The 24,171-nt window shown below is 72.8% G+C and carries 23 protein-coding genes; 8 read left to right on the top strand and 15 right to left on the bottom strand.

Annotation, left to right across the window (positions count from 1 at the left end; translation table 11 throughout):
- The first annotated feature begins 50 nt into the window (after nucleotides 1-50).
- The 4 genes from VIG76_RS06130 (at nucleotide 51) to VIG76_RS06115 (ending at nucleotide 2,248) form a co-directional block, all read left to right on the top strand.
- A complete protein-coding gene (locus VIG76_RS06130; RefSeq protein WP_331952156.1) occupies nucleotides 51-518 on the top strand; it encodes a hypothetical protein in 468 nt (155 codons plus the stop codon).
- A gap of 18 nt (nucleotides 519-536) precedes the next feature.
- Nucleotides 537-911: a hypothetical protein gene (locus VIG76_RS06125; protein ID WP_331952154.1), complete on the top strand. Its 375-nt coding sequence runs from the start codon at nucleotides 537-539 to the stop codon at nucleotides 909-911.
- Nucleotides 908-1,219, top strand: a complete 312-nt coding sequence (locus VIG76_RS06120) for a hypothetical protein (protein ID WP_331952152.1) — start codon at nucleotides 908-910, stop codon at nucleotides 1,217-1,219. The genes VIG76_RS06125 and VIG76_RS06120 overlap by 4 nt, the downstream gene beginning before the upstream one ends.
- A gap of 291 nt (nucleotides 1,220-1,510) precedes the next feature.
- Nucleotides 1,511-2,248: an SDR family NAD(P)-dependent oxidoreductase gene (locus VIG76_RS06115; RefSeq protein WP_331952150.1), complete on the top strand. Its 738-nt coding sequence runs from the start codon at nucleotides 1,511-1,513 to the stop codon at nucleotides 2,246-2,248.
- A gap of 67 nt (nucleotides 2,249-2,315) precedes the next feature.
- Here VIG76_RS06115 and VIG76_RS06110 read toward each other — a convergent pair whose 3' ends face one another.
- The 9 genes from VIG76_RS06110 to VIG76_RS06070 all read right to left on the bottom strand — a co-directional run bounded on the left by VIG76_RS06110 (nucleotide 2,316) and on the right by VIG76_RS06070 (nucleotide 12,261).
- Complete coding sequence (locus tag VIG76_RS06110; protein ID WP_331952148.1) at nucleotides 2,316-3,011, bottom strand: response regulator transcription factor; 696 nt, start codon at nucleotides 3,009-3,011, stop codon at nucleotides 2,316-2,318.
- On the bottom strand, nucleotides 3,008-5,518 hold the full coding sequence (locus VIG76_RS06105; RefSeq protein WP_331952146.1) for an ATP-binding protein: 2,511 nt from the start codon (nucleotides 5,516-5,518) through the stop codon (nucleotides 3,008-3,010). The genes VIG76_RS06110 and VIG76_RS06105 overlap by 4 nt, the downstream gene beginning before the upstream one ends.
- A 28-nt stretch (nucleotides 5,519-5,546) precedes the next feature.
- Entirely contained in the window at nucleotides 5,547-6,170 is a 624-nt protein-coding gene (gene kdpC / locus VIG76_RS06100) for a potassium-transporting ATPase subunit KdpC (protein ID WP_331952144.1), read from the bottom strand.
- A gap of 19 nt (nucleotides 6,171-6,189) precedes the next feature.
- Nucleotides 6,190-8,277, bottom strand: a complete 2,088-nt coding sequence (gene kdpB, locus VIG76_RS06095; protein WP_331952142.1) for a potassium-transporting ATPase subunit KdpB — start codon at nucleotides 8,275-8,277, stop codon at nucleotides 6,190-6,192.
- Nucleotides 8,274-9,950, bottom strand: a complete 1,677-nt coding sequence (kdpA, locus tag VIG76_RS06090; protein ID WP_331952140.1) for a potassium-transporting ATPase subunit KdpA — start codon at nucleotides 9,948-9,950, stop codon at nucleotides 8,274-8,276. Before kdpA ends, kdpB begins: the two co-directional genes overlap by 4 nt.
- Before the next feature lie 16 nt (nucleotides 9,951-9,966).
- Nucleotides 9,967-10,056, bottom strand: a complete 90-nt coding sequence (locus tag VIG76_RS06085) for a potassium-transporting ATPase subunit F (RefSeq protein WP_331952138.1) — start codon at nucleotides 10,054-10,056, stop codon at nucleotides 9,967-9,969.
- Nucleotides 10,053-10,175 carry a hypothetical protein gene (locus VIG76_RS06080; protein ID WP_331952136.1) on the bottom strand — a complete coding sequence of 41 codons (123 nt, stop codon included), beginning with the start codon at nucleotides 10,173-10,175 and terminating at the stop codon, nucleotides 10,053-10,055. The genes VIG76_RS06085 and VIG76_RS06080 overlap by 4 nt, the downstream gene beginning before the upstream one ends.
- A gap of 182 nt (nucleotides 10,176-10,357) precedes the next feature.
- Entirely contained in the window at nucleotides 10,358-11,734 is a 1,377-nt protein-coding gene (locus VIG76_RS06075) for an HNH endonuclease signature motif containing protein (RefSeq protein WP_331952134.1), read from the bottom strand.
- A 122-nt stretch (nucleotides 11,735-11,856) separates the two neighbouring features.
- Complete coding sequence (locus VIG76_RS06070; RefSeq protein WP_331952132.1) at nucleotides 11,857-12,261, bottom strand: RidA family protein; 405 nt, start codon at nucleotides 12,259-12,261, stop codon at nucleotides 11,857-11,859.
- 58 nt (nucleotides 12,262-12,319) lie between these two features.
- On the opposite strand from VIG76_RS06070, the gene VIG76_RS06065 reads away from it, so the two are divergent.
- The 3 genes from VIG76_RS06065 to VIG76_RS06055 all read left to right on the top strand — a co-directional run bounded on the left by VIG76_RS06065 (nucleotide 12,320) and on the right by VIG76_RS06055 (nucleotide 15,818).
- On the top strand, nucleotides 12,320-13,576 hold the full coding sequence (locus VIG76_RS06065; RefSeq protein WP_331952130.1) for a type III PLP-dependent enzyme domain-containing protein: 1,257 nt from the start codon (nucleotides 12,320-12,322) through the stop codon (nucleotides 13,574-13,576).
- A gap of 86 nt (nucleotides 13,577-13,662) precedes the next feature.
- The gene (gene nagB / locus VIG76_RS06060) at nucleotides 13,663-14,463 is read left to right on the top strand and encodes a glucosamine-6-phosphate deaminase (RefSeq protein WP_331952128.1); all 801 of its coding nucleotides are present in this window, start codon (nucleotides 13,663-13,665) and stop codon (nucleotides 14,461-14,463) included.
- Nucleotides 14,464-14,498: 35 nt separating this feature from the next.
- Nucleotides 14,499-15,818 carry an MFS transporter gene (locus VIG76_RS06055; RefSeq protein ID WP_331952126.1) on the top strand — a complete coding sequence of 440 codons (1,320 nt, stop codon included), beginning with the start codon at nucleotides 14,499-14,501 and terminating at the stop codon, nucleotides 15,816-15,818.
- Here VIG76_RS06055 and VIG76_RS06050 read toward each other — a convergent pair.
- The 6 genes from VIG76_RS06050 to VIG76_RS06025 are packed head-to-tail and all read right to left on the bottom strand — an operon-like array spanning nucleotide 15,791 to nucleotide 22,441.
- Nucleotides 15,791-16,822, bottom strand: coding sequence for an N-acetylglucosamine kinase (locus tag VIG76_RS06050; protein WP_331952124.1), 1,032 nt, complete (start codon nucleotides 16,820-16,822; stop codon nucleotides 15,791-15,793). The two genes, VIG76_RS06055 and VIG76_RS06050, sit on opposite strands and share 28 nt — an antisense overlap.
- On the bottom strand, nucleotides 16,819-18,090 hold the full coding sequence (locus VIG76_RS06045) for a 6-phospho-beta-glucosidase (protein ID WP_331952122.1): 1,272 nt from the start codon (nucleotides 18,088-18,090) through the stop codon (nucleotides 16,819-16,821). Before VIG76_RS06045 ends, VIG76_RS06050 begins: the two co-directional genes overlap by 4 nt.
- Before the next feature lie 2 nt (nucleotides 18,091-18,092).
- Nucleotides 18,093-18,968, bottom strand: coding sequence for a carbohydrate ABC transporter permease (locus tag VIG76_RS06040; protein ID WP_331952120.1), 876 nt, complete (start codon nucleotides 18,966-18,968; stop codon nucleotides 18,093-18,095).
- 1 nt (nucleotide 18,969) lies between these two features.
- Nucleotides 18,970-19,959 carry a carbohydrate ABC transporter permease gene (locus VIG76_RS06035; protein WP_331952118.1) on the bottom strand — a complete coding sequence of 330 codons (990 nt, stop codon included), beginning with the start codon at nucleotides 19,957-19,959 and terminating at the stop codon, nucleotides 18,970-18,972.
- Nucleotides 19,956-21,287, bottom strand: coding sequence for an ABC transporter substrate-binding protein (locus tag VIG76_RS06030; RefSeq protein ID WP_331952116.1), 1,332 nt, complete (start codon nucleotides 21,285-21,287; stop codon nucleotides 19,956-19,958). Before VIG76_RS06030 ends, VIG76_RS06035 begins: the two co-directional genes overlap by 4 nt.
- On the bottom strand, nucleotides 21,284-22,441 hold the full coding sequence (locus VIG76_RS06025) for an ROK family transcriptional regulator (protein ID WP_331952114.1): 1,158 nt from the start codon (nucleotides 22,439-22,441) through the stop codon (nucleotides 21,284-21,286). The genes VIG76_RS06030 and VIG76_RS06025 overlap by 4 nt, the downstream gene beginning before the upstream one ends.
- Nucleotides 22,442-22,585: 144 nt before the next feature.
- On the opposite strand from VIG76_RS06025, the gene VIG76_RS06020 reads away from it, so the two are divergent.
- Nucleotides 22,586-24,171 (top strand): glycoside hydrolase family 13 protein (locus tag VIG76_RS06020; RefSeq protein WP_414640610.1); only part of this gene is annotated, 1,586 nt, incomplete at its 3' end.

Here is a 24,171-nt window from a genome sequence, read left to right as displayed (position 1 = left end):
TCACCCGTTCCGGTGTTTCCATCCGCCGAGACCAGGCGTATGGTCCGCTCATGGCGCTGGAGCCCTCCGAGCGCACCCGGGATTCGCGGATGCACCGCGCCGGGCAGCGCGTCGTGACCTCGTGGGCGCAGCGCTACACGCGCCGCGTCGATCCCCGCCTGGCCGAACGCCGGACCTCGGAGGTGGAGTTCGAGCTCTGGGAGTTCGCGATGGCGAAGGACCAGTACGGCTGGTCCGGCCCGCGGGCGGGCGTCGCGCTCGCCTGGCGCACCCTGCTCGGGATGCCGCGCGACCTCGGCTGGCGCCGGGAGGCGCTGCGCTCCGGCCGCCCGTACTCCGCGCCGGTGCGCCTGCTGAGCAGCCGTCGCCGGCCGCGCGTCTGGATCCCACTCGTCTTCGGGCACACGTTCGACCAGACGAACGGGTTCATCGAGCCCGAGCGCGCACTCCCCCACGACGGCTCGAGCGGCTCGATGGGGGCGGCCGGGAACGCCTTCGGGATGCAGGGCGGCTTCTGAGTCTGGTTGGATCCCCGCGTGCCCGATCGCGATCCGTACGACGACCGACTGCCTTCGATCGATGACGCCGCCGTGCGGAGTCTGCTCGGCAGCGCGCGCCCCTACACCGCGGTGATCCTGCGCGCCGGACCGAACCGGGACGCGCCTGAGGGGCAGGCGCTCGTGCTGCCGCACGGCATCCGGAACATGCGGCTGCGTGCGGCCGGGATGCTTCGCGTCGTCGTGCGGGTCGCCGACGACTCGGATGCGGCGGGGATCGGGATCTTCGCGCTCGACGAGGCAGAGACGCGTCGCGTCGTCGAGACCGACCCAGCGGTCGCGGCCGGGGTGTTCGTCGCCGAGTACCACCCGGTGCTCGGCTTCCCGGACGACTCGCTCGCCGACCCCGCGTGAGGAGCCGCCCGCCGGCCGACACGACCGCCCTCGTGCTCGGCGTCGTGGCCGTCGTCACGGCGCTGATCACCGCCGCCGTGCAGGGCGCCGACCACGCCGCCCAGGTCGTGTCCCTGAACGCGGTGGTCGTCGGGGTGCTGAGCGTCGTAGCGCTCGGCGGCGCCGTGGCGGCGTTCGCCGTGGCCGTGACCCGCACCCGGCTCCGGCGCCGGGCGGTGGTCGGGCTGGTGCTGGCGCTCGGCGCCTGGCCGATCGCGGCCGGCCTGCTCAGCCTCGCGACGCTCGTCGCCGGCGCTCAGTCCGGCTGACCCGTCACGGGCCGATCGTGAGGATCGCGGCGATCACCGCGACCACGAAGCCGGCCGCGAGCGCGAGCGACGCCCAGGCACCGGAACGGAGATGCGGTCCGGTCGCGGGGTTCGTCATCCGTCCCACCTCCTTCTCGTGAACTCGTGGGTGACCAGGAGATCAGCACCATGGCACCGCTGCCTGCAGCCTTCCCGGTGGTTCGGTCACGAATCGGTAGCGATTCGACAAGAGGCGCCGCAGGGCCGTCCCGGCCGCGCCTGGCAGGATCGGCGCGGACGGAAGGACGGCACATGGAGTTCGAGGGCCTGAAGGCGATCGTCACCGGTGGTTCGAGCGGCATCGGCGCCGCGACCGCCCGCACGCTGCTGGCGCGCGGGGCACGGGTCGCGGTGCTCGACCTCCGCACGGACGGGACGCCGGAAGGCGCCGTCGCGATCGCCTGCGACGTGACGGATGCGGAGCGGGTGCCGGTGGCCGTCGCCGAGGCGGTCGAGCTGCTGGGCGGCCTCGACGTGCTCGTGAACAACGCCGGCATCGGCGCCGCGGGCGCGATCGACGCGAACGACGACGCCGAGTGGCACCGCGTGCTCGACGTGAACGTCGTCGCGATCGCGCGCGTCACCCGGGCGGCGCTGCCCGCCCTCCGCGCCTCCGAGCATGCCGCGATCGTCAACACGTGCTCGGGTGCGGCGCTCGTCGGCCTGCCGAACCGCGCCCTCTACAGCGCGACGAAGGGCGCGGTCGCGGCGCTGACCGTCGCGATGGCCGCGGACCACGTGCGGGAGGGCATCCGGGTGAACGCGGTCGCACCCGGCACCGCCGACACCCCGTGGGTGGGCCGGCTGCTCGACGCCGCCGAGGACCGCGAGCAGGCCGCCGCCGCGCTGCGCGCCCGGCAGCCGATCGGCCGCCTCGTCACCGCGGACGAGATCGCCCATGCGATCGCGTACCTCGCGTCGCCGGCCGCCGGGTCGACCACGGCAGCGGTGCTCCCGGTCGACGGCGGGATGTCGTCACTGCGCGTCTGACGTCTGGGGGTTGCCACTCGTGGCGACTTCCGGACGGGAGAAGTCACCACGAGTGGCAACTCCCGGGTCAGGACCGAGCGCCCGGCACGAAGCGGTAGCCGAGGCCCGGATCCGTCAGCAGGTGCACGGGCTCGGCGGGCTCCCGCTCGAGCTTCTTGCGCAGCTGCGCCATGTACAGCCGCAGGTACCCGCTGTCGTTCGCGTGCCCCGGCCCCCAGACGTGGTCGAGCAGGTACTGCCGGGTGACGAGCCGGTCGGGGTTGCGCACGAGCACCTCGAGGAACGCCCACTCGGTCGGGGTGAGGCGCACGGCCGTCTCCTGGCCGCCGACCGACCGGGTCACCCGATGCCGCGCGAGGTCGACCTCGACGTCGCCGAAGCGCACGACCGGCTCCTCGGCGTCCGGGACGTTCCGCCTGGTGAGCGCCCGGATGCGGGCGGCGAGCTCGTCCGCGAGGAACGGCTTCGTCACGTAGTCGTCCGCACCCGTGTCGAGCGCGGCGACCTTGTCGTACGACTCGGTGCGGCCGGACACGACGAGGATCGGGACGGTGCTCCAGCCACGGATCGCGCGGATCACCTGCACGCCGGAGAGCCCCGGCATGCCGAGGTCGAGCAGCACGAGATCCGGGTGCTCGTGTGCGGCCGCGTCGAGCGCGGCGGTGCCGGTGCGTGCGAGCACGACCTCGTAGCCGTGAGCGTGCAGCAGGATGCGGAGCGCCGCGAGGATCTGCGGGTCGTCGTCGGCGACGAGGATCTTCACGCCGGGACCGCCTCGGGCTGCGTGACGGGTGCATCCGGCGCCGCGAGCGGCAGGGTGAGCACCATCGTCAGGCCGCCTCCCGGGGTGTCCTCGGCCTCGAGCGTGCCGCCCATGCCCTCCACGAACCCCTGCGACAGGGCGAGGCCCAGCCCGATCCCCGTGGAGTTGTCGCTGTCGCCGCTGCGCTGGAACGCCTGGAACAGCGCGGCGCGCTGCTCCGCCGGCACGCCCGGTCCGCGGTCCGCGATGCGGATCTCGACCCGGTCGCCGAAGGCCGAGGCGCTGAGACGGGGCGGCGACCCGGGCGGCGAGAAGCGCAGCGCGTTGGCCACGATGTTCACGATCGCCCGCTGCAGCAGGATCGCGTCGGCGCGGATCGGCGGCAGGTCGGCAGGGATCGCGAGCTCCACCTCGCCTGGCGCCAGGTGCAGCTCCTCGAGCACGGGGGGCAGCAGGTCCTCGGTGTCGACCGGTCGTAGGGACACGGCGAGCGCTCCGGCCTGCACGCGGCTCACGTCGAGCAGGTTCGTGATGAGCACGTCGAGGTCGCCGAGGGCCCGCTCGGCGCCGGCGAGCAGCTCGGCCCGGTCGTTGTCGGTGAGGCGCGTCGCCGGCGAGCGGAGCCCGGTGACGGCCGCGGTGGCGACGGCGAGCGGCCGCCGGAGGTCGTGGCCGACGGCGGCGAGCAGGGCGCTGCGCACGCGATCGGTCTCCTCGAGCGGCTGCAGCTCCCGGGCACGCAGCAGCAGCGCGGCCTGCTCGAGAGCCGCGTCGATCTGCGCCACGACGACGCCGAGCACCCGGCGGTCGGCCGCCGACGGCTCGGGCCCGAACAGCTCGAGCTCGGCGCGGTCGCCCACCGGCACGGTGATGGCGTCGCCCTCCATCCGCCCGTCCTCGGCGACCGTCCTGCCACCGGTGCGGAGCCGCGCGCCCGACAGCCGGAACGCCTCGCGGGTGCGGGTGACGAGTGCCTGCAGCGCGTCCTGGCCGCGGATGACGCCGCCGGCGATGCTCGCGAGCAGCTCCGACTCCGCGGCCGATCGGCGCGCGGCGCGCGTGCGACGGGCCGCCTGGTCGACGACGAGGCTGACGAGCAGCGCGTTCGCGACGTAGAGCAGCAGTGCCACGAGGTGCACCGGGCGCGCGATGGTCACCTGGAACAGTGGGGCGACGAAGAGGAAGTCGAGGGTCACGCCGGAGAGGACGGCGGCGAACAGCGCGGGCAAGGCACCGCCGACGAGCGCGACCAGCACGACGAGCAGCTGGTAGGCCAGCACGTCCGCGGTCAGCGAGTCGCTCGTGCGCAAGGCGACCAGCAGCAGGCTGAGCAGCGGGCCGCCGACGATCGCCAGCGCGAAGCCGAGCAGGCGGCGGCGTGCCGTGAGCGCGCCGCTTCCCGCAGGCAGCGCCAGCCGGTCGCGGCCGGCCGCGTCGTGCGTGACGATGTGCACGTCGATGTCCCCCGACAGCCGGATGATCCGCGCGCCGATGCCCGGCCCGGTCAGGAACGCGAGCAGCCGGCTGCGGCGGGAGACACCGATCACGAGCTGCGTGGCGTTCGCGCCCCGCGCGAAGGTGACGAGGGCGTCCGGGATGTCGGCGCCGACGATCTCGTGGTAGCTGCCACCGAGCTGCTCGACGAGCGCGCGCTGCTGCACGAGGGCCTGCGGATCCGCCTCCCGCAGCCCGTCCTCGCTCGCCACATGGACGGCGAGCAGCTCGCCGCCCGCGGAGCGGGCCGCGATCCTTGTGCCGCGCCGCAGCAGCGTCTCGCCCTCCGGGCCGCCGGTCAGGGCGACGACGACCCGCTCACGGGCCTCCCAGCGGTCGGAGATGCCGTGGTCGGCGCGGTACTGGTTCAGCGCGCTGTCGACCTCGTCCGCGAGCCAGAGCAGCGCGAGCTCGCGCAGCGCCGTGAGGTTCCCGAGCCGGAAGTAGTTCGACAGCGCCGCGTCGATCCGATCGGCCGGGTACACCTGCCCGTCGGCGAGGCGGTCGCGGAGCCCCTGCGGCGTGAGGTCGACGAGCTCGGTGCGGTCGGCGCCGCGCAGCACCGCGTCGGGGATCGTCTCGTGCTGCGCGATGCCGGTGATCTGCTCGACCACGTCGTTCAGCGACTCGATGTGCTGGATGTTCACGGTCGAGAGCACCGAGATCCCGGCGTCGAGCAGTGCCTGCACGTCCTGCCACCGCTTCGGGTGGGCGCTGCCCGGGGCGTTCGTGTGCGCGAGCTCGTCGACGAGGGCGACGTCAGGATGCCGCGCCAGCACCGCGTCGAGGTCCATCTCGGGCAGCGTCACGCCGCGGTACTCGACGGCCCGCAGCGGCACCTGCTCGAGCCCGGGCAGCAGCGCCGCGGTCGCAGCCCGGTCGTGGGTCGCCACGACGGCGACGACGACGTCGTGGCCGAGCGCGGCGAGCCGATGCCCCTCCTCGAGCATGGCGAAGGTCTTCCCGACGCCGGGCGCGGCGCCGAGGAACACGCGCAGCCGCGATCGCGCCATCAGCACCCTCCTGCGGTCCCGGCCGTGCTCATCCGTTCCCGGCAGGGTCCATCTTCGCGAGCGCGGCGTTCAACCGGAGCACGTTCACGGTGGGCGCACCCAGGTAGCCGAGGCCGGGCGGCTGCACGAACCGCTCGACCAGCGCCCGGACGGTCGCGACCGTCAGGTGCCGGGCCCGTGCGACGGCCGGCGCCTGGAGTCGGGCGAAGGCGGGCGAGACGTCGGGGTCGAGGCCCGACGCGCTCGCGGTGACGGCGTCGGGCGGGATCGCGGCCGGCGACACCCCGAAGGCCTTCGCGAGCGTCGTGCGCCGCTGCTCGATGGAGCGCGCGAGCGACCGGTTGTTCGGGCCGAGGTTGCTCGGGCCGGATGCGGTCGCGTCGTAGCCGGCCCCGGCGGCCGACGGGCGCGACTGGAACCACTGGGGCAGGATCGCGCCCTTCGCGGTGGTGAACGACTGCCCGATCAGGCTCGAGCCGATGGCGCGGCCCCCGGACGTGAGCAGTGATCCGTTCGCGGCGGGCGGCAGCGCGAGCTGCCCGACGGCGGTGATCAGCAGGGTGTAGAGCACGGTCAGCGCGGTGAGGGCGAGCAGCACGCGGAGTGCGACCCACACCTGGCGGGCGGATCCGCGGGGCACGACGGCGGTCATCCGGGGTCCTTCCTTCTGTTCAGAGGCCGGGGAGCAGGCCGACGACGAGGTCGATGAGTTTGATCCCGACGAACGGCGCGATCACGCCGCCGAGGCCGTAGACGAGCAGGTTCGTCGTGAGCAGGCGCGACGCTCCCGAGGCGCGGAACCGCACCCCGCGGAGCGCGAGCGGGATGAGGGCCACGATGACGAGCGCGTTGAAGATGACGGCGGAGAGGATCGCCGAGTCGGGCGAGTGCAGCCGCATCACGTTCAGGGCCTCGAGGCCGGGGAGGACGCCGACGAACATCGCGGGGAGGATCGCGAAGTACTTCGCCACGTCGTTCGCGATCGAGAACGTCGTGAGCGCCCCGCGGGTGATCAGCAGCTGCTTGCCGATCGTGACGACGTCGATGAGCTTCGTCGGGTCGGAGTCGAGGTCGACCATGTTGCCGGCCTCCTTCGCCGCAGAGGTGCCCGTGTTCATGGCCACGCCCACGTCGGCCTGCGCGAGCGCCGGGGCGTCGTTCGTGCCGTCGCCCGTCATCGCGACGAGCCGCCCGCCCTCCTGCTCGCGGCGGATGAGCGTGAGCTTGTCCTCCGGCGTCGCCTCGGCGAGCACGTCGTCGACCCCGGCCTCAGCGGCGATCACCCGCGCCGTGATCGCGTTGTCGCCGGTGACCATGACGGTGCGGATGCCCATCGCGCGCAGCGCGGCGAAGCGCTCCTTCAGGCCGGTCTTCACCACGTCCTTCAGATGGATCGTCCCGAGCAGCCGATAGCCGCCGTCCGCGCCCTGCACGGCGACCGCCAATGGGGTGGCGCCCTGCGCGGAGATCCGCTCGACCTCGGCGGTCAGGGCCGTGCGCGCGAGCGGGGGCACGCCCTCCGTCCAGGCCGCAACGGCGCTGGGCGCGCCCTTGCGGATGCTCGTGCCGTCGGGCAGGTCGATCCCGCTCATCCGCGTCTGGGCGGTGAACGGGACCACCTCGCCCTCGGCCTCCTCGCCGCCCCAGCCGAGAGCGCCGGCGAGGTCGACGATCGAGCGGCCCTCGGGCGTGGAGTCGGCCAGCGAGGCGAGGGCGGCGGCCCGCACCAGCTCGTCCGTCCGCACGCCGGGCAGCGGCAGGAACTCCGTGGCGCGGCGGTTGCCGTAGGTGATGGTGCCGGTCTTGTCGAGCAGCAGCGTCGTCACGTCGCCCGCGGCCTCGACCGCCCGGCCGGACATCGCGAGCACGTTCCGCTGCACGAGCCGGTCCATCCCGGCGATCCCGATCGCGGAGAGCAGCGCGCCGATGGTCGTGGGGATGAGGCACACCAGGAGGGCGATGAGGACCGTGATCGAGGGCGCAGCGTTCGCGAACCCGGCGACGGGGCCGAGCACGAGCACCACGACGAGGAAGACGATCGTGAGGCTCGCGAGCAGCACGTCCAGCGCGATCTCGTTCGGCGTCTTCTGCCGCACGGCGCCCTCGACGAGGCGGATCATCCGATCGACGAACGTCTCGCCGGGGCGGCTGGTGATCCGCACCACGATGCGGTCGGACAGCACCCGAGTGCCGCCCGTGACTGCGCTGCGGTCGCCGCCGGACTCGCGGACCACCGGGGCGGACTCCCCCGTGATGGCCGACTCGTCGACGGACGCGATGCCCGCGATCACGTCGCCGTCGCCCGGGATCAGCTCGCCGGCGGAGACGACCACCACGTCACCGAGCCTCAGGTCGGCGGAGGGGAGGTCCTCGATCGCCGCGCGCAGCGCGTCGGGGTCCTGCTGCTCGTCGTGGGCGCCGACCCGGTGCGCGATCGTCGTGCTGCGCGTCGCCCGGAGGGATGCGGCCTGCGCCTTGCCGCGGCCCTCGGCGACGGACTCGGCGAGCGTCGCGAAGAGCGTCGTCAGCCAGAGCCAGACCGCGACCGACCACGTGAACAGCTCGCCGGTGCCGCCGAGGAACGGCAGGCAGACGGCGAGGACGGTCGTGAAGGCGGCCCCGACCTCGACGAGGAGCATGACCGGGTTGTGCCAGAGCTCGCGAGGATCGAGCTTGCGCACCGCGTCGGGGAGACCCCGGACGAGCTGGCCGGCGCTGAACGCGCCGCTCCTCGCCCGCTCGATCGTGCTGGTGGTCATGCGTGGAGTCCTTCGGCGAGCGGTCCGAGTGCGAGGACCGGGAAGTAGGTGAGGGCGGAGACGAGCACGACCGTGCCGAGCACGACGACGACGAACTGCGGCGTGTGGGTCGGCAGGCTGCCCTCGCTCGCCGGCCGTGGTGCCTGCGCGGCGAACGAGCCGGCGAGGGCGAGCACGAACACGATCGGGAGCAGCCGGCCGAGGAACATCACGGCGCCGAGGGACGCGTTCAGCCAGGGGGTGTTCGCGGTGAGGCCGCCGAACGCGGAGCCGTTGTTGTTGCCCGCCGAGGTGAAGGCGTAGAGCACCTCGGAGAAGCCGTGCACCCCGGGGTTCAGGATCGAGGTGCCGGTGATCGACGACGCGAGGGCTGGGATCCCGAAGGAGAGGCCGAGGCCGGTGAGCACGAGCACCGGCGTCGTGAGGATGTAGAGACTCGCGAGCTTCACCTCGCGGGCGCCGACCTGCTTGCCGAGGTAGCTGGGGGTGCGCCCGATCATGAGGCCGGCGAGGAAGACCGCGACGATGGCGATGACGAGCAGGCCGTAGAGCCCGGAGCCGACGCCGCCGGGCGCGAGCTCGCCGAGCATCATGTTCACCATCGCCATCAGGCCGCCGAGCGGCGTGAGGCTGTCGTGCGACGCATCGACGGCGCCGGTGGAGGTGAGCGTCGTGGACGTCGCGAACAGGGTGGACGGAAGGACGCCGAACCGCGTCTCCTTGCCCTCCATCGCCGCGCCGGCGGCCTGCGTCGCGGCGCCGCCGCCGGCGGACTCGAGCAGCGCCATCGCGGTGAGCGACACGGCGAAGAGCACGGCCATCACGCCGAGCACCGCCCGGCCCTGCCGGGTGTCGCCGACGATCACGCCGAAGGTGCGGGGCAGGCTGAACGGGATCACGAGCAGCAGGAAGATCTCGAACAGGTTCGTCCATCCGCTCGGGTTCTCGAACGGATGCGCGGAGTTCGCGTTGAAGAACCCGCCGCCGTTCGTGCCCAGCTCCTTGATCGCCTCCTGCGACGCGACCGGGCCGCCGGGCACGACCGCCGTGCCGTCTGTGAGTGTGTGGACCGTCTGGAAGCCCGAGAAGTCCTGGATCACGCCGCCCGCGATCAGCACCACGGCGGCGACCACGGACAGCGGCAGCAGGATGCGCAGCACCCCGCGGACGAGGTCGACCCAGAAGTTGCCGATCGTCGACGAGCGGCTGGCGGCCAGCCCGCGCGCGAGCGCGATCGCCACGGCGAGGCCGACGGCCGCCGAGGCGAAGTTCTGCACCGCGAGCCCGGCGAGCTGCACGGTGTAGCCGAGCGTCGTCTCCGGCGAGTACGACTGCCAGTTCGTGTTCGTCACGAACGAGATCGCCGTGTTGAACGACAGGCCCTCTGGCACCGCGGGCAGGCCGAGCGAGTACGGCAGCACCGCCTGGATCCGCTGCAGCAGGTAGAGGGCGAGCACGCCGACGACCGAGAAGACGATGACCGAGCGCAGGTAGTTCCGCCAGCTCTGCTCGGCATCGGGATCGACGCCGAGCACGCGGTAGAGCCCCCGCTCGACGCGCGTGTCCTCGGCGGTCGTGTAGGTGCGCGCCATGTGGTCGCCGAGCGGGCGGTAGCAGAGCGCGAGCAGGACGGCCAGCGTCACGACCTCGGCGACGAGCAGCCACCCGTCCATCAGGAGCGCTCCGGCATCAGAAGCGCTCCGGCCGCACGAGCGCGACGAGGAGGAAGCCGATCGCGGCGACGGCCAGCAGGACCGCGACGATGTCGAAGACGATCACAGCCGCTCGACCGCCCGTCCCACGAGGGCGACGATCGCGCCGAGGGCGAGCACGCCCGCCACGCAGAGCACATCCAGCACGGCGGACTCCTTTGCGTCGGCCCGCGGACCCGCAGGCACGACTCGAGCGAAGCCTAGGGCGAACGCGAGATGCGTCGCACTGACGGATCCCTTACGGCTCCAGCGGGAATCCTCACGCGCCGCTCACGCGCATCACGAGCAGGGGTTGCCACTCGTGGCGACTTCGGGGCGCGAGAAGTCGCCACCAGTGGCAACACCCTTGATGGGCAGGGCGGTCCCGATCAGAACGGGCAGTCGTCCTCGGCGGCCGGTTCGAGCAGGAAGGCCGGGGCCGGATCGCCGCGTTCGATGGGCGGGTCGTGCATGGTGTGGCCCCACGGCGAGATCCAGGTGACGGTGCCGTCGGGCTCGAGGTGCTCCTGCCAGAGGCCCTTCGACTTCAGCAGGTGCATCGCCCGGCACACCGACACGAGGTTCACGGCCGCGGTGCCGCCCTCGTGCTGCCACTCCTGCACGTGATCGATGTCCGTGCGGTGCGCCGGCCCGCGGCAGCCGGGATCCCGGCATTCCTGGTCACGCAGCCGAACCCACCGCTTCAGGTCCGCGGGGGCCCGGTACATGGCGCGGTCCATGTCGAGCCGCACGCCGCTCACGGGGTCGGTGAGCACCCTGGTGAACGTGGGCGCGTCGGCCGCGAGCCGCCTGGCGGTCTCGACGTCGATCGGCCCGTACCCCTCGATCGTGGCCGGGGCGGTGCCGTGGGCGAGCAGCGTGAGCGCCGGCACCGTCAGGATCAGCTGGACCGCCACTCCCTTGCGCTGCTGCACCTTCGTCGCCGGGTCGGGCAGCGCGTTCGTCTTGAGCCCCTCGGTGATGATGTCGAGCAGGATGTCGTGCCGCAGCTGCCCGATCGAGCGGTCCTCGCCGTCCTTGCCCTTCGCGAGGACCGCGGACTGCGTCAGCGCGTGATCGATCGCCGTCCACTCGGGCGCGGGCCCGTGGATGAGCGTGTCCGCCATCCCGTCAGCGGCCGGCTCGAGCACGACGCGACGGTTCGCCTCCGCGTGCCGCTTCCTCGTGGCCGCGGTGTCGATGAGCATCCGCTCGCGGGCCCGACGGAGCCGGTCCTTCAACCGTGATGCGTGGCAGGTGCGCACGATGCGGGCGACCGCGACGTCCCACTCGAGCATCCGGTCCTCGGGGATCCCGACCGTCTCCCGGACGGCGATGTCGATCGCGCGCCATGGCGCGTCGCCGTCGGCGAAGACGGACCACGTGCTCGGCATCATGGCTGTGGCCTCGACGGTCGTGTCGAGGACGTGGCCGACCGCGCCTTCGGTCATCTTCAGGGCCGAGGCGGCCTGCTTGAGGAACGACCGCGCGATGGGTCCACCGCGGCTCCTGGTGGACCTGAACCGGGCTGCGGCGTCCTCCACGGCGAGGTCGTATGCGACGACGAGCGCCTCGGCTCGTGCGGCCTCCGTCCGTCGTGACTCGCGGTCGGCACGCACCAGGACGTGGAACGCCTCCTCGACCGGATCGACGACGAACCAGGTCGCCTCGAGCTCCACCTCAGGACCGATGTGACGGACGTCGACCGGCCCGCAACCCTGCAGGGTCGGCGTCCGACTCTTCGTGGAGTGGCGAGTCTCGAACATGTGTTCACCTCACCACACCCCTCCGACACCGCCCGCGGACCACCGACTTCATCCACGACTTGCCAGTCGTGGCGTCTTCCGGGCGCGAGAAGTCACCACGAGTGGCAACTCCCGAGGGTGAGTCAGGCGACGACCGCCAGGGCGTCGATCTCCACGAGCATGTCGGGGTGCGGCAAGCCGGTGAAGACGGTCGTGCGCGCCGGCAGCACGCCGCTCGGCGTGCGTTCCGCCACGAACGCCGCGTACGCCTCGTTCATCTCCGGGAACAGGGCCCGATCGGTCAGGTAGACCCGCAGCATGACGACGTCGTCCAAGGTGGCGCCCGCGGCCTCGAGGATCGCCGCGATGTTCGTGAGCACGAGCGTCGTCTGCGCCCCCACGTCGCCCTGGTGCCGGTACTCCCCCGACGCCGGATCGACCGCCCCCTGACCCGAGACCTGCACGATCGGGCCCTTCCGCACCGCCTGGCTGAACGAGAACGCCGGCGCGGGCGCCTTCGTCGTCGAGATCGCCTGCTTGCCGCTCATCCGCATCCCCTTCGTCCGCCGCAACGCTAGCGAGCCGCGGATGCGGTGGAATCGGTGCATGCCCTTCGCGCCTCTGATCCTCGGCCCCGAGCACAAGTCCATGCCGCCCGGCGCATGGGGACGCACCGCCGACGCCTTCCTCGACGGACGGCCGACGCTCAGCGACCTGCCCACACCGCTGCTCACGGCCGATCTCGGCGCGGTCGACGCGAACACCGCCACTCTGGCGGACTGGGCGGCGGAGCACGGCCTGCTGCTCGCCCCGCACGGCAAGACGAGCATGGCGCCGGCGCTCTGGCGGCGGCTGCTCGACGCAGGCGCCTGGGGCCTCACGCTCGCGACGCCGTGGCAGGTGCAGGTCGCCCGCCGGTCGGGAGTGCAGCGCATCCTGCTCGCGAACGAGCTGCTCGACCCGGTCGGCATCCGGTGGCTCCGCGCCGCGCTCGACGCCGATCCCGGGTTCGCGTTCCTCTGCTGGGCGGACAGCGTGGCGGCGGTCCGGCTCCTCGCCGACGCGGCCCGCCAGGTGGGCGGCGATCGCCCGATCGACGTGCTCGTGGAGCTCGGTGGTGCCGGCGGCCGCACGGGCGCGCGCACCATCGCGACCGCCCGGGAGGTCGCCGCGGCGATCGAGGGCAGCACCGTGCTCCGCCTCGCGGGCGTCGCCGGCTACGAGGGCGCCCTCGCACACGACCGCTCCCCCGATTCGCTCGCCGCCGTGCGCGGCTACCTCGAGCGGATGCGCGACCTCGCCGCCGAGCTCGCGCCCCGGATCGATGGCCGACCGGTGACCAGCGCCGGCGGCAGCGCCTACTTCGACCTCGTCGCCGAGGTGCTGGCGCCGTCGACCGCGACGAGCACCGTGCTGCTCCGCTCGGGCGCGTACCAGCTGCACGACAGCGGCTTCTACGCCGGCATCTCGCCGTTCGGGACGGCGAGCGCCGGCCCACGCCTCCGGCCGGCGCTGCACCTCTGGAGCCGCGTGGTCTCCCGGCCCGAACCGGATCTCGCGATCCTCGACGCCGGGCGGCGCGACGCGCCGTTCGACGAGGGGCTGCCGGTGCCGGAGCGGATCCGCGGCCGAGCCGACGACGCCGCGGTGCTGACCGGCGCCCGGGTGAGCGCCCTGAACGACCAGCACGCGTTCCTCCGCCTCGACCCGGCCCGGACCGCGGACCTCGAGGTCGGCGAGGTCGTCCGGCTCGGCATCTCGCACCCCTGCACGGCGCTCGACAAATGGCGGCTCGTGCCCGGGATCGATTCGGCCGACGCGGCCGAACCCGAGGTGCGCGAGCTGATCGAGACGATCTTCTGAATTCTCCTGTTCGACCGCTCAATTCGTCGCTCGCGGGGCGATCTCCGGGCAATTCGGGAACGGCGCTCCGATAGCATTCGGAGGCCATGGAGATCGTCATCCTGCCGGATTCCGGCGCCGTCGCCCGATTCGGTTCCGCCGTGCTCGCCGACCTGGTCAGGAAGACCCCCGAGGCGGTGCTCGGCCTTGCGACCGGCTCCTCGCCGCTCGGCATCTACGCGGAGCTCGCGGCCCTCGTCGCCGCCGGCGACCTCGACTGCAGCCGGGCTTCCGGCTTCGCGCTCGACGAGTACGTCGGCATCTCCGAGGACCACCCGCAGAGCTACGCGCACGTTCTCCGCACGGAAGTGATCGAGCCGCTCCGGATGGACCCGTCGCGCGTGCACCTGCCCGACGGCCGCGCCGCCGACATCCCCGCGGCCTGCGACGCCTACGAGGCCGCCATCCGCGCAGCGGGCGGCATCGATCTGCAGATCCTCGGCCTCGGCGCGAACGGGCACATCGGCTTCAACGAGCCCACCTCGTCCTTCGCGTCGCGCACGCGGATCAAGACGCTCGCCCCGCGCACCCGCGCCGACAACGCGCGGTTCTTCGACTCCCCCGACGAGGTGCCGACCCACTGCCTCACCCAGGGCCTCGGCACGATCCTCGAGGCCAAGCGGATCCTGCTCGTCGCGCAGGGCGAGGCGAAGGCCGACGCCGTCGCCCGCACGGTCGAGGGGCCGGTCACGGCGCTCTGCCCGGGCTCGGTGCTGCAGCACCACCCCCACGTGACCGTCGTGATCGACGAGGCGGCCGCATCCGGCCTGCAGCTCGCCGACTACTACCGCCACGTGTTCGAGCACAAGCCGGAGTGGCAGCGCATCGCCGTTCCGCCCGCCTCCTGAACGGGCCGGCCCGCAGCCCGAGAGCAGGCGCCTGGGTGGTCGCGGCGGCCGCCGTCTGCGTCGCGGTCGGCGGCTTCGACCTCGGCGCGGTCAACGTGGTGCTGCCGCACCTCGCGGCCGCGTTCGACGTGACGCCCGCGGGGGTGCAGTGGGTGTCCATCGCCTACCTGCTGCCGATCGCCGCGCTCGCGCTGCCGACCGGCCGGTGGCTCGACACCGTGGGGCGGCGCTCGGCGATGCTGCTGCTCGTCGGCGGGTTCACGGTCTTCAGCGTCTGTGCGGCGCTCGCGCCGACGCTCGGCGCCCTGATCGCGGCGCGCGTCGCGCAGGGCGCGTTCGGCGCGGGCCTCTTCGCGATCTGCCCCGCGCTCGCCTACGAGTCCGTGGCGCCGGACCATCGGGTGCGCACCGTGGCGCTCGTCTCCACGCTCGGCGCGGCGGGCGGCATCGCCGGGCCGCCGATCGGCGCGCTCGTCACCGAGCTGGCCGGATGGCCGTGGGTCTTCCTCGTGAACGTGCCGATCCTCGGGGCAACGATGGTCGTGTTCACGCTCGCGCTGACCGCCGGGGCGCCGCTGCGGCCGCCGGGCGTCGCGTTCCTGTCCGAGTCGCTCCTGCTCGGCGGCGGCGCCGCCGCGGTGCTGCTGGCCCTCACCCTCGGCACGCACGATCCCCGCTGGTTCCTGCTCGCGCTGCTCGCGCTGCCCCTCGGATGGAGCTGGCGGCGCACGCATCCGACCTCGCCCGTGCTGATCCTCGGCAGCCACCCGGGATTCCTGCGCGCCTCGAGCGCGCTGGCCCTGCTCGCCGCATCGACCCTCTCGGTGCAGTACCTGCTCGCGTTCCTCGCGCAGCGCGCGCTCGGGCTGACGGCCACGATCACGGGCGCCGCGCTGCTGTTCGTGTCGGTCGCCGCTGTCGCCGGCTCCCTGCTCGCCGCACGCCTGACGGCCCGGCACCGCCAGGCGCGGATCTCCGCCGTCGGCTTCCTGCTCTTCGGCGCCGGCGTGCTCGCCGCGCTGCTGATCGGCACCGCGGCAGCGGCGGTCCTGCTCGGGCTCGTCGCGGTCGTGCTCGGATTCGGGCAGGGGCTCGCGAACACCCCCGCGACATCGATCGGCCTCAGCTATTCGACACCGGAATCCATGGGTTCCACGGGCGCCGCGATCAGCTTTCTCCGCAATATCGGATTCACCGCCGGACCGGCGATCGCGACCGTGATCTGGGCGCTGAATTCCTATTCCGAGCGCGGAATCCGGATGGCGCTGGCGGCGGTGGGGATCGCCGCGGTCACCGGCGCCGTGGTCGTCGTGCGGTCCCGCCCGGATCAGCCCGCGACGGCGTCCACCACCTGACGACCCGTCGACCCTGCCGTGAGGATCGCCTCCCGCGCGCGGTCCACGGCCGCGGCGTCCGCGCCGAGCGCCTCGAGCACGAGCGCGGCGGCGCCGACGATCGGGGGTGCGGTGACGAGCTCGAGCCGCGCGTTCGGCGCGACCGCGGCGAGGCCGGCCCGGATGCCGCCCATCAGCAGCGGATCGTCCGCGGCGAGCACGCCGCCGCCGAGCACGACCGGCACCGCGGCATCCGCGAGGTCGAGCCGCTGCAGCGCGGTCCGCGCGAAGGCGACGATCTCCTCGGCCTGCCGCGCGATGTCCGCGAGCGCGGGCGCCTCCCCGGCGTGGGCCGCGGCGAAGAGCAGCGGGGCGAGCCCGGCGATGCGGCGCTCCGGGATGCGGCCGAAGTGCAGCCCCTCGATCACCTCCATCACGCCGGCCACGCCGAGCGCCTCGGGCACGAGGCGCTCGAGCACCGAGCGGGGACCGCGGCCGTCGACTGCCCGGGCCGCGTGCGACAGCGCCTGCATCCCGAGCTGGCCGCCGCCGCCCCAGTCGCCCGAGATGGCGCCGAGCGCCGGGAAGCGCACCGTCCGGCCGTCGGCCGCGCGGCCGACCGCGTTGACCCCGGTGCCGCAGACCACCGCGACCGCATCCGGGCTGTCGGTGCCCGCCTCGAGCAGAGCGAACAGGTCGTTGTCGAGCACCACCGCGGACTCCGGCAGCGCGGTCGCCCACGCCGTGGTCGCGATCCCCTCGCGGAAGGCGACGAGCTCCTCGCGCAGGTCGAGCCCCGCGAGGTAGAGCCCCATGCGGACGAGCCGGTGCGGGCCGGCCGCCGCGCGCACCGCGGCGACGAGGTCGTCGACGAGCCCGACGGATGCGGCGAGCCCGGTCGCCTGCGGGTTCGAGCCGGTGCCGCGGGCATGCGCGAGCACCCGTCCGTCGGGCGCGAGGGCGACGACGTCGGTCTTCGAGCCCCCGCCGTCGACCGCGATCGCGAGCTCCTGCAGGTCGCTCACCTCGCCCACTCGAGGTGGCGCGCGTTCGCCTCGAGCAGCAGGTCGGTGAGCCGCTCCGCCTTGGAGAACTGGCCGACGAGCGGATGCGCGAGCAGCGCCCGCAGCACCCGGTCTCGCCCGCCCTCCACGGCGGCGTCGAGCGCGAGCCGCTCGTACTCGGCGACGTGGGCGACGAGGCCCTGCATCTCGGGCGCGAGCGGCGCGACCGGCACCGGGGTGAGGCCGTTCGCCGTCACCACGGCGGGCACCTCGATGACGTGGTCGTCCGGCAGGAAGCCGAGGGTGCCGTCGTTCCGCACGTTCACGACCTGCGTGTCGCCTCGGTTCCCGGTGAGCGAGGCCATGAGGTCGACGGCGGCCTCGGAGTAGAACGCGCCGCCGCGCAGGGCCAGCTCCTCCGGCTTCGTGTCGACCGACGGGTCCGCGTACTGGGCGAGCAGCCGCCGCTCGACGTCGAGCACCGCCTCCGCGCGGGTCGGGGCGCCCTGCTGCTCGCGGAGCACCTCGTCGTGCGCGTAGAAGTAGCGCAGGTAGTAGGAGGGGATGGCCTCCTGCAGGCTGAGCAGCTCCCCCGGCAGCTCCACCTCCTCGGCGAGCTCGGGCAGGCGGGTGGCGAGCAGGCGCGGCAGCACGTCCTCGCTCGCGCCGTCGCGGGTGACGGTGACGGAGCGCTCCCAGGTGAGGTGGTTGAGGCCCACGTGCCCGAGCGAGACGGCCTCGGGGGCCACGTCGAGCATCCGCGCGAAGCGGCGCTGGAAGCCGATCGCGACGTTGCAGAGCCCGACGGCGCGGTGCCCGGCCTCGAGCAGCGCGCGGGTGACGATGCCGACCGGGTTCGTGAAGTCGATGATCCAGGCATCCGGGGCCGCGTGGCGGCGGACCGCCTCGGCGATGTCGAGCACGACCGGGACCGTGCGGAGGGCCTTCGCGAACCCACCAGGGCCCGTCGTCTCCTGGCCGATGCAGCCGGCCTCGTGCGGGAACGTCTCGTCCCCGTGCCGGGCGGCCTGCCCGCCGACCCGCAGCTGCAGCAGCACCACGTCGGCGTCGGCCACACCGGCGACCACGTCGCTCGTGTCGTGCACGACGCCCGGGTGGCCGGCGCGGGCGAACATCCGCCGCGAGACGCCGCTGACGAGGCGGAGGCGCTCCGGATCAGGATCCACGAGCCAGAGCTCGTCGATCGGCAGCACCTCGCGCAGGCGGGAGAACCCGTCGACGAGCTCGGGCGTGTAGGTGGAGCCTCCTCCGACGACCGTGACCTTCATCCCTACCCCTTCACTCCGGAGAACTTGATGCCCTCGATGAACTGCTTCTGCGCGAAGAAGAACAGGACGATGACCGGCAGCATGACGAGCACCGTCGCGGCCATCGTGAGGTTCCACTCGACCTGGTGCACGCTGTGGAACGAGGCGAGGCCGACCGAGAGGGTCCAGTTCGCCTGGTTCTCGCCCGTGTAGAGCAGCGGCCCGAAGTAGTCGTTCCACGCGTTCAGGAAGCTGAAGAGCGCCGCGGCGGCGATGCCGGGCTTGCCCATCGGCACGATCACGCGCCGCAGGATCTGCAGCTCCGAGGCCCCGTCGACGCGGGCGGAGTCCGAGTACGACTGCGGGATCGTGATGAAGAACTGGCGCATCAGGAAGATGCTGAACGCGTCGCCGAACAGGTTCGGCACGATCAGCGGCCACAGCGTGCCGGTGAGCCCGAGGTGCGCCCAGAGCACGTAGATCGGGATCGCGATCACCTGCGGCGGCAGGAGCATCGTCACGATGACGCCGTAGAACATCACCTCGCGGCCGCGCCACTTCAGCTTCGAGAGCGCGTAGGCCACGGGGATGCTCGAGAGCAGCATGAGCACGGTCGAGAGCACCGCGTAGAGCAGCGAGTTGAGGAAGTACTGCAGCAGCGGGGCCGCCTTGAAGACCGCGGCGAAGTTGCTCCACTCCCACGTGCGCGGCCAGAGGTCCTGGGTGAGCGCCTGCTTGTCGGTCATCAGCGCCGTGAGCACGATGAAGACGATCGGCGCGAGGAACGCGATGGAGAACGCGACCGCGACGACGTGCAGCCCGATCCAGGCGAGCAGGCGGCTACGGCGGTAGTCCTTCGTGCGCGGGGCGCGGACGGGGATCTGCACGGCGGCGGTCATCTCACTCCTCCTCGCCGATGCCGGCGCTGCGGAGGCGCCGGACGAGCACGACCGTGAAGACGCCCGAGACGATGAACAGCACGATCGCCATCGCCGACGCGTAGCCCATGTGGAACTGGTGGAACGCCTGGTCGTACAGCCACATCGGGAAGGTGAGCGTCGAGTTGTCCGGGTAGCCGATGTTCTGGCTGGAGCCCGCGACCTGGCTGCTGCCGGACGCGACGGCGCCGGCGACGACCGCCTCGGTGAAGTACTGCAGGCCGATGATGATCGAGTTCACGATCGCGAAGGTGAGCACCGGCGAGATCGACGGCACCGTGATCCGCCAGAACTGCTGCCAGCCGCTCGCGCCGTCGAGGCTCGCGGCCTCGTACAGCTCGCCCGGCACGTCGAGCAGCGACGCCAGGAAGATCACGATCACGGTGCCGGAGGTCCAGAGACCCATCACCGCGAGCGAGGGCTTCGCGAAGTTCGGGTCGTTGAACCAGAGCGGCCCTTGGATCCCGAACAGCTGCAGGAACTGGTTCACCGGTCCGGTGGCCGGATTCAGGATGAACACGAACGCGAGCGATGCGGCGACCGGCGGCGCGAGCGCCGGGATGTAGAAGAGCGTCCGGAACAGGCCTGCTCCCCGGCGGAGCCGCACCAGCACGACCGCGGCGATCAGCCCGAACGCGACGCGACCGACGGTGATGGCGATCGTGAGCCAGACGGTGTTCCCGATCGACTGCCAGAGCAGCGGGTCGGACGACAGCATGAACGTGTAGTTCTTCAACCCCGCCCAGGTGGGGTCGTCGATCAGGTCGAAGTTCGTGAACGAGTAGAACAGCGTGGCGATCGCCGGGTAGACGAAGAAGACCGTGAGGCCCACGAGCCACGGCGACATGAACGCGAGCACCGTGAGGCGGTTGCGCCACTTCTCCCGTCCCCTCCTGGGAACGGGCCGGAGGGCGGGCGGGACCGCCCCCCGGCGCTGCTCGAGGACCGTCACTGGCCGAGGGCGTTCGACGCGTCGATCTGCTTCGCGGCCGACTGCAGGCCGCCGGTGAGGTCGGACGTGCCGCCGCTCGCGTACTTCAGGTCGAAGTCCTCCATCACCTTGATGTAGGCGCCGCCGTTCGGCGACGGCGGGTTGTTCTCGAGCTTGCCGCCGCCGTAGAGCTTCAGGAAGGTGTCGAACTGCGCGGGCTGCTGCAGGTCTGGCGACCCGAGCGCATCCGTCGACGACGGCACGTTGCCGAGCAGGTTCGCGAGCTGCACGAGCGGCTTCGTCTGCGTCGACAGGTAGTCGATGAGCTGCCAGGCGGCGCCGGCGTTCTTCGCGCCCTTCGGGATGCCGACGATCGTGCCCGTCGTGTACGCGGTGCCGTAGCGGCTCGGGTCGCGATCGGCGACCGGGAACGGCGCGGTGGCGTAGTCGAGGCCGGGGTGCTCGGCCTTGATGAAGGCGGTCCGGTACTCGCCGTCGATGATCATCGCGACCTTGCCGGTCTCGAAGGCGTTGTCGGCCGAGTACTCCTGGCCCGCCTTCGCGGTGAACTTCGCGAGCTTGTCCACGCCCATCGCCGTCATCTGCGACCGCTGCCACTGCAGCATGTCCTTCCAGCCCTGGCTCGTGGCGACGGCGGACTTGCCGCGGCCGTCCTCCCAGGTGGCGCCGAACTGCGGCGACAGGGCCTGCACGGTGTTCTCGTAGAAGCCAGGGGTGGGCACGTAGCCGGCCACCTTGATGCTGCCGTCCGCGTTGTACTGCGTGAGCTTCTTCGCATCAGCAGCGAACTCGCTCATGGTCTTCGGCGGGGACGTGATGCCCGCCTTCGCGAACATCGCCTTGTTGTAGTACAGCCCGTAGACGTCGGCGAGCAGCGGCATCGCGCACCGCTTGCCCTTGTAGGAGCTGTAGTCGCGGGTGGCCTGCGGGATCTTCGTCAGGTCCACCTTGTCGCGGCTGATGTAGCCGGAGAGGTCCTGGAAGGCGCCGGAACCGCAGTACTGACCGATGTCGTCCGTGCTGAACGAGATCGCGACGTCCGGGGCGGTGCCGCCGCGGATCGACTGGGTGATCTTGTTGTCGTCCTGGTTGCCGACGTTGTTGATCGTGATGTTCGGGTGCAGCTTGTGGAACCCGTCCATCGCGTCGCCGAGGCCCTTCAGCTCCCGATCCGAGAACGCGCTCCAGACGGTGAGGGTGACCTTCTGGGTGCTCGTCGGCGCCGATGCCGGACCCGCGGACTTCGACCCGAGGCCGGTGCAGCCGGCGAGGGTCAGCGGGACGGTGACGGCGGCGGCGAGCACGGCGACGATGGCGCGCTGCTTCATGAACTGCTCCTGAGGGGATCGGCGGATGCGGGAAGGGAACCGGTGGCGAAGGCGGTGCGCCGCGCCTCGGCGAGCGCGATGCGGCCCGCGCCGGTGAGGGCGGCGTCGGGGCCGACGGGATAGGGGCGCACGCTGGGCAGCGCGGCGGGATCGGTCTCGAGCAGCTCGGCGAGGGCCGAGCGGATGGCGTCGGCCAGCCGGTCGGCGGCGGGCGCGCCGTAGCGGCCGCCGAGCAGCACGAGCTCCGGGTCGAGGACGGCGACGATGGCGGCGAGGCCCGCGGCGATGCGGCGGGCGACCTCGGCGGCGACGGGCGAGTCGGCGTCCAGGGCCGCTTCCGCCGTGGGGAGACCCGCGCCGGCGGCGAGGTCGGCGAGTGCGGCGGGCGAGAGGGCGTCGGCGAGCCGCATCGAGGCGCCCTCGGGCATGGCGACGGGCAGCAGGTCGACCTCACCGGCGCCGCCCGTGAAGCCGGTCACGAGCTCGCCGTCACGCACGATCGCGCCGCCGAGGCCCTCGTCGATCCAGACGAAGGCGAGGCTGCGGGTCTCGGCGGCGGCGCCGTCCGCGATGGCGGCGAGCGCCATGAGGTTCACGTCGTTGACGACCTGCACGCCGACGCCGAGCTCGGCCTCGAGCGCGGCGGCGACGTCGTAGCCGGCGAGGGCGGGCAGCTCGGGCGCCCCGCGCACGGCGCCGGTCCGCGGATCCACGGCGCCGGGCACGCCGACGACGGCGCCGAGCAGCGCATCGGGTTCGAGCCCCGCGTCCTGCAGCAGCGCGGCCACGACCTCGCCGATGCTGCCCGGCACGTCGGCGCCCGACCAGGCGATCTCGGCCTCGGCGACCGCGGCACCGTCGAGCGCATGCAGGCGACCCCGGACCCGCTCGAGGGTCACGTCGACGGCAGCGGCGTAGCCGACGTCGGCGCGCACCCGCCAGGTCTGCTTGGCCGGCCCGGGACCGCCGGGCCGCATCTCGGCCTTCTCGACGAGCCCCGCGGTCTCGAGACGGCTGAGGAGTTCCGCGACACCGGGCTTCGACAGCCCGGTCAGCGCGCCGAGCTCGGCCCGCGTCACGGCGCCGGCGTCGAGGATGAAGGCGAGCGCGGACCGGTCGTTGAGCACCCGCAGGCGGTTCGGCGATCCGGTCATCCACTCACTCCGTCGTGATCGACTGGCAACTTTCCAGTCGGTTGAGGAGGGACGGTAGCACCTGTCGGCGGATTCCGTCGAGAGGGGGGCTCGCGTGGTTGGATTCCGGGCGTGGCCGGGTCGGAGTGGTGGCGCACCGCCGTGATGTACGAGGTCTATCCGCGGAGCTTCGCGGACGGGAACGGCGACGGTGAGGGCGACCTCGCCGGCCTGCTCGAGCGGCTGCCGTACCTCGTCGACCTCGGCGTCGACGGCATCTGGATCGCCCCCTGGTACCCGTCGCCGATGGCCGACGGCGGCTACGACGTCAGCGACTACCTCGACATCGATCCGCGCTTCGGCACGCTCGCCGACGCGGATGCGGTGATCGAGCGGGCGCACGCGGTCGGGCTCAAGGTGGTCACCGACGTGGTGCCGAACCACACGTCCGATCGGCATCAGTGGTTCCGGGAAGCACTGGCCGCGGGGCCCGGCTCACCGGAGCGCGCCCGCTACCTCTTCCGCGACGGGCACGGGCCCGACGGCGCGCTGCCGCCGAACAACTGGATCAGCGCGTTCGGCGGCTCGGCGTGGACCCGCATCCGCGAAGCCGACGGCCGCGACGGGCAGTGGTACCTGCACAGCTTCGCGCCGGAGCAGGCGGACCTGGACTGGTCGAACGAAGATGTGCTCGCCGCGTTCGACGACGTGCTGCGGTTCTGGTTCGACCGGGGCGTCGACGGCATCCGGGTCGATGCTGCGCCGGCGATGGCCAAGGTGCCGGGGCTGCCGGACGCGGACTACGGCGGGGACCTGCGCTTCGTCACGATCCGCTGGACGGACAACCCGCACTGGGATGTCGACGCCGTGCACGACGTCTTCCGGCGGTGGCGCCGCATCGCGGACGAGTACCCGGGCGACCGGCAGTTCGTGGCCGAGGCCGTCGTGAACGGCGCCGAGCGCCTCGGCAGGTACCTGCGGCCCGACGAGCTCCACACCGCGTTCAACTTCCCGTACCTGAAGGCGCCGTGGGATGCGGGCGCGCTGCGGTCGGTGATCGACGACACACTCGCCACCTTCCTGCCGATCGGGGCACCGCCGACCTGGGCGCTGTCGAGCCACGACGAGGTGCGGCTCGTCACGCGATTCGGCCGGGCCACGACCTCGGCGGCGCACTTCTCGGAGGGCGAAGGCGAGGTGTCGGACCCGGTGCTCGGCACCCGGCGGGCACGCGCCGCGGCGCTGATGATGCTCGCGCTACCCGGGAGCGCCTACCTCTACCAGGGCGAGGAGCTCGGGCTGCCCGAGGTGCTCGACCTCCCCGACGAGGCGCTGCAGGACCCGATCTTCGCGCGCTCCGGCGGAGCGAGCCGGGGGCGGGACGGGTGCCGGGTGCCGCTGCCCTGGCACGGCGACGAGCCGCCGTACGGGTTCTCCCCCGAGGGCGTGCGCACGTGGCTGCCGCAGCCTGTGGGGTGGGGGCCGCTGACGGTCGAGGCCGAGGCGGCCGATCCGGACTCGACGCTGTCGCTGCACCGCGCGGCGCTGCGGATCCGGCGTGCCGATCCCGCGCTCGCCGGACTCGACTTCGCGTGGCTTCCTTCGGCGGACGGCGTGCTCACGTTCTCGCGGGGCGAGGGCTTCCGGTGCATGGTCAACCTGTCGCGATCGCCGGTCCCGCTGGGCGAGGGCGAGGTCCTCCTCGCGAGCGCCCCGATCACAGATGCCCTCCTCCCGCCCGACACAGCGGC

Origin of the sequence: Amnibacterium sp. (assembly GCF_036559085.1) — a bacterium.
Taxonomy (GTDB): Bacteria; Actinomycetota; Actinomycetes; order Actinomycetales; family Microbacteriaceae; genus Amnibacterium.
The sequence above is the reverse complement of the archived record's forward strand: the minus strand, read 5'-3'. Positions and strand labels throughout refer to the sequence as shown.